Genomic DNA, 10,573 nt, shown 5'->3' on the forward strand with positions numbered 1-10,573 from the left:
TCAATTCGTCGTGAACGATCTGCTGCAGTTCACCTGACGAATCAGTGAAAGTCGTTCGCAACGCGGCATGCCGCTGAACCACGCCCTCGATCGATTTCCGCAACGCGTCGACGTCCAACGTGGATCGCAAACGAGTCGGCAGGAACACGTTGAACGCAGTTCCGTTTCGATTGCGACGAAACGCGTACCAAAGCCCGGTTTGTTGATCCGACATCGGATAGCGCTGACGATCTTTCATCGCCGGGTCATCAGCAATAGCCTCCTGAACTCCAGCTCCAACGTGCGTGGACGCACCGGATGCGTCACCGGTTTCCATCGCCAACGATTCGCTGAGCGTTGCAACCAAAGATCGCAGGCTGGACCCTCGCATCAAGGCACCAATTTGGAGTTTCAGCTGCAGCTGCCCTTCGATCCAGTTGCGAAGCTCAACCGCCATCAAGGAATCCAATCCCATCTCCAACATCGGCCGGTCCGCATCCAACTCGGCGACGTTGCCACCCAGCAACGAAGCCAGCTTCACCGAAACAACTTCGTGCAGACATCGCTCGCGATCCGCTGCTGGGATCTGGCGCAGCGATTCGCCATTGATCGTTTGCTCGGCATCGTTGCCGCCGCGAATCAAGTGCGCGAACCGTGGCGAGACATCTTTGGTCAGCCCTAATCCTCGCCAGCGCGACCAATCCATCCGCAGCACACTGCACTGGGTCGCTCCGCGATGCAACGCACGAGCCAAGCATTCCGTCGCTTCCGTTGACGAAAAATCCAACACACCCTGCCGTCGAAGACGTTCACTCAGTTCTTCGCGTTCCGCCAAGTAACCGACTTCGCCGAGGTGTCCCCAGTTGATGACGGTGGCGGGAAGACCGGATACTCGACGGTGATGAGCCAACCCGTCCAACAACGCATTCGCGGCGGAATAGTTGGCTTGCCCAGCGTGCCCAAACACACTCGACAGCGACGAAAACAAAATGAACTGATCCAATACGCGATTGCGAGTCGCTTGGTGCAAATTCCATCCGCCCAATACCTTCGGCCACAACACTCGATCGAGAGTCTCACGATCGAGGTCGACAATCATTTTGTCTTCTAGCACCATTGCCGTGTGCAACACGCCACGCAAAGGCGGCAACTCTTCATCGATGTGATCGAGAGTCCGCTGAATGTCATCGGGATTGGTGATATCGCATGGCAACACGACAACCTTCGTGCCGCGAGAACGCATCCGCTCGATTGCTGGAACAGCTTCGTCGCGGATCGTTTTGCTTCGCCCGCTCAAAACCAATGTGCCGGCACCGGATTCGGACATCCAATCCGCCACCCGCAACCCGAACCCGCCCAATCCGCCAGCCAACCAGTACGTGCCATCGGCTCGGAACTGATACTCGCCCTCGTCTCGAGCTCGCACTTTGGTGGGTGGAGCGGTGTAGTCGACGATCACCTTGCCGATGTGCTTGGCCTGCTGCATAAACCGGAAAGCGGAAGCTGCTTCGGTCGCCTCAAACCGTTTGGGTTCGTGCCCGCGATATACCTTCGAATTGAACTTCTGAACCACTTCACGCAAACGCTTGCCCATTCGCGCGGCTTGCTGCTGAAACAGCTGATCCAAATCGATCGCAAAGAACGCGAGGTTATTGCGTAGCGGGTACATCCCCAAAGATTGATCGGCGTAGATATCTCGTTTGCCAATCTCCAAGAATCGACCACCAACGCGAAGCAAACTCATTCCGGCGGGAATCGCTTCACCGGGCAGCGAATTGAGAATCGCGTCAATCCCCGGTTCCCCACGAGCCTCAGTCAGATTCGCGATTTCGGAAACGAAGTTCAACGATCGCGAATCGTGAACGTGCTTGACGCCCATCGATCGAACATGATCGCGTTTGAGATCGCTTCCCGCGGTTGCGAACACTTCGACGCCCAATTCTTGAGCCACCTCGATCGCCGCTAAGCCAACACCGCCGCTGGCCGCATGAATCAAAATCGATTCATCATCTCGCAACCGAGCACACGTGTTCATGGCGTGATCCGCGGTCAGCCACGCGACTGGGATAGCCGATGCATCAACCAGATCGATTGCCGTGGGAGCTTTCGCGACCAATGCGACGTTGACCACGACATGCGTCGCAAAACCGCCGGGCGCGACGGCGATGACTTCATCGCCGATCGCGAATTCGTTGACGTTTTCGCCAACCGCTGTGACAACACCGCTGACTTCGGCACCCAACGCGACTGGCCCCGGTGGCAATCCGGGGTACAAGTCCAACACCTTCATCACATCGCTAAAGTTCAGCCCCGCCCCGGCAACTTCAATTTCAACTTCGCCGGTCCCCGGTTCGGCACGGCCGAATGCCTGGTGCTTCAGTTCGTCAACTCCCGAAGCGGCTCCTTTCATCAGACGGCTTGCGGGACGCTCATCCGATGCAAGAAGAGCATGTTGCATTTCTCGGTGCGTGTCGGGCACAAAACGATGCAAGTAACGCACGCCATCCCGCAACATCACCTCGTCTTCCGCATCGTCCCGCGACCATTCAGCAGCCAATCCCTGCAAAGGCAAATTCGCGTTCGGGTCACAATCAACCAAACGTGTCTGCAGCGATCCAATCTCGCTGACAATGACTCGGCCAATCCCAACCAGAGGCATCTGAATCGCTGAAACAGGCTGATCCAGCTCGTCGCCTGACTGAGCCCCCAGGGTAACCATTGTCAATCGCGTCTTCGGTCGATCGGTGATCGCCTCCCAGCTTTGGATCAAATTCAAAGGAGCCCGCGTGGTCAACAGCGTGCTGTCTCGCAACGCGTCACTGGCGTCCGTTGCAGACATCGCCTCCAACGACAGCGGATCCACCGCATCGATGGCCCACAAGTACACCAAGTGCCAGTTGTCGCTTGATCCACAAACCCCAAGCTCTTCCCACAACTGCGAATACGACTGCTGATCATCAGCATCGACCCAGTAACATTCTTCCTGAACCGATGTGTCACCGACAAATTGCGTCGGCTGTTGCGATGGATCTTGAATGGGGTGAACCCAAATGAAATCCTCGCGAGACTTGCCCCATCCGCGAATGAGTTCATCCGCTAAATCGGCTGGCGAGAACACGACGAACTTTTCGTTCGCTGCGGTGGAGGTTTCTTCCGATTCATCAGCCTGCCAACGATAGCGATACATCAGGTCTTTGGTTGACTGCTCGCTTTCGGCGCCCACTCGGCGGCTTTCAAATCGACTGATCGACCCGACATGCGTCCCGTCGTCCAGGAACAAATCCAGGTCCGCCAACAGACGATGTTCTGTCTTCAGTCGAATTTTCGCGTGAACGATCAGATCGCGATCCAAACCAGCCGATTGAATTTGATCCAAATCAATTTGGACATCTTCCATCTCATGCGGCAAATACAAACCGCCGGGTGAACGGCCAAACAACGGATCGCAAACGACCATCGCGTGGAAGCAACTGTCCAGCACCGCGGGATGAACGAGGTATAGCGACGCTTCCGCATCAAACGCTGGCGTGCGGACGGATTCATCCAACCGCACCTTCGCGATTGATTCTCCGTCACGCCGGACACCTTCCCGGATTCCCTGAAATGCTGGTCCGTAGTTCAAACCAATCGACTGACAATATTCATAGCAATCTTCGTCATTGAACGATTGCAAACAACGCTCTCGCCCAGCTTCCAATTCCGCTCGCTTAGCGTCGGCATCGATTGGCGACGGAGTCCCGTGGGTTGCCACTAGAAGTGAGGTCCATTCCTCGCCCGGAATTTCGCGATATCGAATTTCAATCGAACGCCGATCTCCCGCCAACGAAGTTTCCAATCGATGCGGTTGCGACTCATCTAAAATCAGAGCATTGAGCAATTGCAAACGCTGCAAGCGAATGCGAGTCGGCGCCGGGTCACCTGCTAATTCGCTAGTTCGCGATAGCACCGCAAGCGATCCTGCCAGTGACATTTCAAGTCCTGCCGCGGCGGGGAACATCGCCGCGCTACGGACCCTGTGATCAAACAAGTAGGCTTGATTGTCGCCGTCAATTCGGCCACGGAAAACAGGATCGGCTGACGGCTCGGCGTCACCCAACAACGGATGAACGGCTGTCATCAATCGACTACGCCGCGATTGCTCCGATTCCGTCCACAAACTTTGACGCTGCATCGGATAAAGCGGAAGTTCAGCCTGCTGATTTGGCCGCGAAATCAATCCCGACCAATCCAAATCAAACCCAAACGCGAACAAGTCACTGACGCCATCCAGCCATTGACTCTCGTCGTGGTCAAACAACTCCGAATCACCGGCAGTTTGATCTGGCTTTGGACGACGCGCCGTGGCAATCAATTGAATGTTCTGCGACGTGTGGCCATAACACTCCGTCGTCGCGAAAGCCAGCACCGGGTGCGGCCCGAGTTCGATGCCGATGCCATAACCAGATCTGGCAACTGTCATCACCGCGTCGGCAAATCGAACGCCTTTGCGAACGTTCGTCCACCAGTAGTCACCGGCCAAGGAATCCGTTTCGCCGACGGCTCGTCCCGTCACGGTTGAGATCATCGGAGTGTGCAGAGGTCGAGTCTGAATCCCATCGAGCGACCGCAACAACTCCTCGCGAACTGGATCCATTTGCGGACTGTGAAACGCGTACTCGACCGCCAAACGTCGGCAAAAAATGCCGTCTTCTTCGATCGTAGTCGCCAATCGTTCAATCGCTTCGCTGTCGCCTGACAATGTGATCGACGCCGGTCCATTGACCGCGGCGATGGCGACTGAATCTGGCATTTCCGGATCGATCTTTGCAAGTTCCGCGATTCGCTTTTCGGCTTCTTGCTCGGTCAGTCCCACGGCGATCATTGCACCGCGACTGGTGGCCAGATCCATTGTTCGGCCGCGATGGATCGCCACTTGGCAGGCATCCGCAAAGTCCAATCCACCTGACAAATGTGCCGCAGCAATTTCGCCGACGCTGTGCCCGATGATCAAACTTGGGCGAACACCAACCGACGCCCACATCTCGGCTTGCGCAACTTGGATCGCAAACAAAGCCGGCTGCGCGATGGATGTGCGATTCATCCGGGTCGTTTCCGAATCGCGATGAAGCTCATCGATCAAGGACCATTCCGACGCATGCTTTCGAAACTCGGCATCAATGCGTTCGATGGCCTGGCGAAACACCATGTTGTCTCGATAGAGCCCACGACCCATCGCCCACCATTGTGGTCCTTGGCCACAACACAAAAACACGATGCCTTTTTCGCGTTCGTCACTGCTCAATCGCGACGGAACAACAGATGCCTCGTTTGCATTGTCGCTCGATCGCAATGACTCAGACAAATGCGACAGTTCATCGCGCAGCGAATCGAAGTCTTCGCCGACAACCAATGTGCGGACATCGTGATGCGTTCGGTGATGAGCCGCCGTGCCTGCGATAGCAGCCATATCAAGTGAATCTTCACCGGCCGCGTTTTGTTCCGCCAGCCATTCGTTCCAGTAACTCGCAACATGCGCGAGTGACTTCCGATCAGTCGCCGAAACGGGCAAGACAATTGAGTTGGTTTTCCGATCCGGGCTTTCCGCCGTGCGGCCAGAGTCAACCACAACGGAACGGTTCGCTTTCGTTTCCCGCGGGGCTTCTTCGACAATCACGTGACCATTGGCGCCGCCGTAACCAAAACCATTGATGCCCGCGATTCTCGTAGGACCATCAGCGTTCCACGGTTCCAGTTCCGTCGGGATATGAAGGTTCCAACCGCGTAGATCGATCTCCGGATTTGGCGTCTGCAGATGCAGGTGAGGCGGAATGGCTTGGTGGTGCATCGACAGCGCGACCTTGATCAAACTCGCGATTCCTGCGCCGGCTTCCAGGTGCCCGATATTGGTTTTCACCGAACCGATGCGGCAAGGTGATTCGCGGTCCTGATCGCTCGAGGCGATAACTCGTCCAAGAGCCCCCGCTTCGATCGGATCTCCAACCGCGGTTCCGGTACCGTGAGCTTCAAAGTACTGGACGTCTGACGGATCAACCTCGGCCAACTCACACGTCCGTTTGACCAAGCGTTCTTGTTGCTCACCGCTGGGGACAGTCAATCCGGGTGTCCGGCCGTCTTGGTTCAGCGCCGTCGCTCGAATCGTGCAATAGATTCGATCGCCATTCTTTTGCGCTTCACGAAGCGGCTTCAGCATCACCATTCCCGCACCTTCACTGCGGGCATAACCGTTAGCGCGTGAATCAAACGTCTTGCAGCGTCCGTCGGGTGACAACACGCCAAGCTGACTGAAGGCGACATAAAAGTCGGGCATGATCAGCGCATTGACGCCACCGGCAAGTGCCGTCTCGGCTTCACCGTTCCAGATCGCTTGGCAAGCCATGTGCAGCGCAACCAAAGACGACGAGCATGCTGTGTCAACGGCGACGCTGGGACCACGCAAATCAAAGCAATACGAGATGCGATTGGCGGCAATGCTGCTGGATGATCCGGTGTTCGTGTACGGCCCCAACTCACCGCGATCTTCAAAACTCAGGCTGGCGACCGCGTAATCGATGCTGCTGATTCCGGTGAACACGGCGACCGGTCGACCGGCCAAAGAACCAAGCGGAGCACCGCCGTCTTCCATTGCCCGATAAGCGACTTCCAACAGCATTCGTTGCTGAGGATCCATCGCCGCCGCTTCACGAGGCGAGATACCAAACAACGTCGGGTCAAACTGATCAATGCCGCGAACGTAGCCGCCCCATTGGCTCTGCGTTTTGCCAAGCATTGGCTCATCGGGCCGGTAGAACTTCTGCAAGTTCCAACGGTCCTCGGGCGTTTTGGAAATAGCATCCGTTCCCGATGCCAGCAGATCCCAAAATGCGGACGGATCATTCGCATCCCCGGGGAAGCGACAACCGATGCCCACAACGGCAAGTGGTTCGTTCCTCACGCCAATCCCTACCTTCGAAAAGTTCGTTTGTGTCCTAGGTCGATCGCTCACCGGTCATCCCTGGTGGCGAAGAGCATCTGTTGGTCGCATTTGCGACGCACGCCAAATGGGCAACGATGCCCCTAAAATTCCAATCCCTAAACCAACCGCCATGCCTCGAACCCACACGCTGGTTGCGATGGTCGGTTGCAGCAATCCACCCGTAGCTTCGCTGTTGGCCAACACATTGAGCAACAAGCTGGCACCAATCCCACCAAGGACGGACGCCAACAAAGCGAGCATCACCGATTCGCACAAAATCACGCCAGCGATTCGCTTGGCCGGCCAACCGATCGCTCGCAGGATTCCGATTTCACCGGTCCGCTCCAAAACGCTGGTCATCATTGTGTTGAGCGTTCCGATTGCACCAACCAGCAACGCGATCGTCGATGTCATCCAAGCCATCGCGCCGGCCAACTGCATTCGCGTGTCGGACCGCACAAATTCGTCCGTTGCCAAAGGCAGCAATTTAGCGTCCACCGCTGTGATCCGCTTCACGACGGAGTCGACCTGCGCCGCTTCGATAGACTCATCCAGCACCACGTTGATGTAGGTGATTTGCCCGTCTCGTCCGGCCAACTCCTGAAGTTGTTTCAGCGGCACGATCATGGATCCATTTTCCCAAACGCTTCCGCTTTGAAAAACTCCCGCGACCAAGAACGGTTCGTCGAACAAGTTCAGGATCGCTCCGGGCTCGCAATCCAAACGGCCCGCCAAATTCTCGCCCAAGTAAACCTGCCCGATTGTCTCGGCATTCTCCGCCAAGCTCGGATCAGCAGCACGCATTTCGTAATCGGTAAACAACCACGAATCCTTCCGCATGCCCATCGCAGGAATCCCATAAACCTGCTGGTCTTCCGCCGACAAGGTTTCCAACAAGACTCCCGCCGCATCGGAGACGCCTTCGACCTGGGCGACCTCCGCGACATAGGACTCTTCCAGCGAACTGCTTAAACGATCCGCGGATCCCTGCCGTGAAACAACCACGTCGACGCGATGCGATTCGTAAACGCCTCGAAAGGACTCCGTGAACCCTTCGGCCACGCCCGACAAAGCCATCACCGAACCGATCGCCGTGGCCAAAGCCATCAGCGTCAGTCCCGTTCGCAGCGGTCGCCGCCACAGGCCTTTGAGCACGAAACCAAAGTAGGACAACGGATCACCTGGAAATCAAAAACGAAACATCTGGACAAAGAATTCGATGACAGAGCCAGAGCACTTCCGCTGGGAAACGGCACAGGATAACGGTGTGGGCCAAAACACACCGTGAATCAGGGCATTGTTCACGTTCCACCGCAGATCGATCGGACGACAAATCGGTTCAAATTCAGTGGTTCAAAGGTACCACCCAGCGTTGGATCACGAAAACCCTCTGAATTTTGGCTATCGTAGTGACGACGCTCAAACGTCCCCTCCCCACATCCTCTCTCCCCCGCAAGTGACCCCCATGCCGAGTTTCACGCTCTCATTCCCTTCAACGCGAAATTCTCGCCTGAAAACCCATGGTCTGTCTGCCGCCTCCGCCGCACTGGCCGGATGGGCCCTTCTCTTCCCTTCCATCGTCACAGCCCAAACCCGTGGGCCAGCCGAAAACGCCGTCAAACAAGATCGTTTTCACATTACCGCACGGGCATCCGAGATCGATCCCCGAGTGAAGGCCTACCCGGAAATCAACTTTTTGATCGAAGATGCCAAGGGAAAACCCGCTGATCAACAGCAGGCGATGTTCAACCCCAACGTCAATTCGCGAGGCCAATTGGTAATTTGGTTGATGGGCCACAACTCTCAACTATTCGAGAAATTGGGCGACTATGGGCTGCACGCCATTCGAGTCCACTACGCCAACAAATGGTTCAGCATCTGCTGTCAACAGAAACCAGTGCCACCAACCTGTCGCGGCAACATGCGGCTGGAAGCGGCCACCGGCGAAGACTACACCGACGAAGTCGACTTGGCCAAACCTGATGGGATGTCCGAGCGAGCCTTCCAATTCGTCCGTTGGTTGGCCGAGAAAAACTCACCGGGAAACTGGGAGCAATTCCTCAACGAAGACCGTACGGATCTGAACTGGGACAAAGTCATCGTCGCCGGCAGCTCCCACGGTTCGACGACCGCCTCGCGTTTTGCGAAGCACCAACGGGTCGCTCGCGTTGTCGCACTGTGTGGGCCGCGAGATCAGCATCAGAACTGGCAAGCTCTTCCATCCGCGACGCCACCCAATCGCTATTTCGCGTTCTCGCATGTGCTGGATGGTGGCTGGGTCGATGACCACTATTGCCGCAGCTGGGAAATGCTCGGACTCAACGCGTTTGGCCCCATCGTTAACGTGGACGAACAATCTCCACCCTACGGCCACACACGTCGGTTGATCACCGATTTCGACGTCAACGGAGATGCCAAACGAGCCCACAGTAGCGTTCAACCAGGTCGCTCCGCCGCCAAGGATCCTCAAACAGGCGAATACAAACACGAGGCGGTCTGGCGATACCTATTCACTCATCCGGTTGATCAAGTCGGAACGCCGGTCGATCGAGATCCCGACTGCACTCACGACCAAAAACAGTGAGCGAAATAGGTCGCCTCTTTAAATCAGGTCAGTGAGAACGTGACCATGCACATCGGTTAAGCGACGGTCAACACCGTCGTGTCGCACCGTCAGTTGTGTGTGATCGATCCCCAACTGATGCAAGATGGTCGCATGAATGTCGTAGACCTGAGTCGAATGGGCTCGGTCGAGCGGCTTATACCCCCAAATATCTGATTCGCCCGACGTGATGCCGCCGCGAATTCCGCCGCCGCACATCCAATTCGTGAACACATATGGGTTGTGGTCGCGTCCTTTCTGACCTTGCGTGCTCGGCATACGGCCAAATTCAGTCGTCCACAAAACGATCGTGTCGTCCAGCAAACCGGTTCGCTTCAAATCTTTGATCAATGCGGCGGTGCCAACCGCCATGCCTTGGGCCAACGGGCCATGGTCACGCTCAATGTCTTCATGCGAATCCCAATTGCGTCTCGGAAAACCGTTGTCGTTGCCAGACCAAATCTGAACGAACCGGACACCACGCTCAAGCAAACGGCGCGCGATCAAACACTTCCGCCCAAAGTACTCGGCCTCTTCGGCTGGATTGATCTTGTCCGGATAAGTCGCACCCATCCGATCCAGACCGTACATTTCCATCGTCTCCGCAGTCTCGCCTGAAATGTCCAAGGCTTCGGGTGCATGCAACTGCATCGCGGCGGCCAACTCATAAGATCGAATGCGTGCGTCCAGCCGTGAATCGCCCGGGCGTTCTTGCAGATAACGATGGTTCATTCGATTCAACATCGCCAAACCCTCTCGATCACCTCGTGCCGAAATGAAATCGGCTCGCGCGGAGAGGTCATCGATCGGATTGGCACGTTGGGGAAAAATGGTGGTTCCTTGCGCCGATGCGGGCAAGAAAGCTGCTCCCCAATTCTTTGGCCCATTGCTGGCGAAACCTCGATGGTCCGGGAGCACCACAAACGTGGGCAGGTTCTCATTGATTGCCCCGAGGCCGTAGCTGACCCACGAACCCATTCCAGGAAAACCTGGACGCTGAAAACCGGTGGCTTGCAAGTAAGCAACGCACGATCAATTAG

At 56.3% G+C, this 10,573-nt stretch carries 3 protein-coding genes and 1 pseudogene; 1 reads left to right on the top strand and 3 read right to left on the bottom strand.

Annotation, left to right across the window (positions count from 1 at the left end; genetic code table 11):
* Together B2R17_RS08775 and B2R17_RS08780 are read right to left on the bottom strand one after the other, a co-directional pair.
* Positions 1–6,910, bottom strand: a 6,910-nt coding sequence (locus B2R17_RS08775; RefSeq protein WP_286763687.1) for a type I polyketide synthase, incomplete at its 3' end; no start/stop codon positions are given.
* A gap of 54 nt (positions 6,911–6,964) precedes the next feature.
* A complete protein-coding gene (locus tag B2R17_RS08780; protein ID WP_286763688.1) occupies positions 6,965–8,104 on the bottom strand; it encodes an ABC transporter permease in 1,140 nt (379 codons plus the stop codon).
* A 292-nt stretch (positions 8,105–8,396) separates the two neighbouring features.
* On the opposite strand from B2R17_RS08780, the gene B2R17_RS08785 reads away from it, so the two are divergent.
* Positions 8,397–9,515 (top strand): alpha/beta fold hydrolase, encoded by a 1,119-nt coding sequence (locus tag B2R17_RS08785; RefSeq protein ID WP_286763689.1) that lies wholly within the window; start codon positions 8,397–8,399, stop codon positions 9,513–9,515.
* A gap of 18 nt (positions 9,516–9,533) precedes the next feature.
* Here the strand turns inward: B2R17_RS08785 and B2R17_RS08790 are convergent.
* Positions 9,534–10,565, bottom strand: a pseudogene (locus B2R17_RS08790) (DUF1501 domain-containing protein); the annotation flags it as partial.
* Positions 10,566–10,573 lie beyond the last annotated feature (8 nt).

Source organism: Rhodopirellula sp. UBA1907, from assembly GCF_002337565.1.
GTDB classification, from domain to species: Bacteria; Planctomycetota; Planctomycetia; order Pirellulales; family Pirellulaceae; genus Rhodopirellula; species Rhodopirellula europaea.

Coding starts and splice junctions, on each gene's coding strand:
- B2R17_RS08785 (WP_286763689.1), top strand. CDS start 8,397: ATGCCGAGTTTCACGCTCTCATTCCCTTCAACGCGAAATTCTCGCCTG.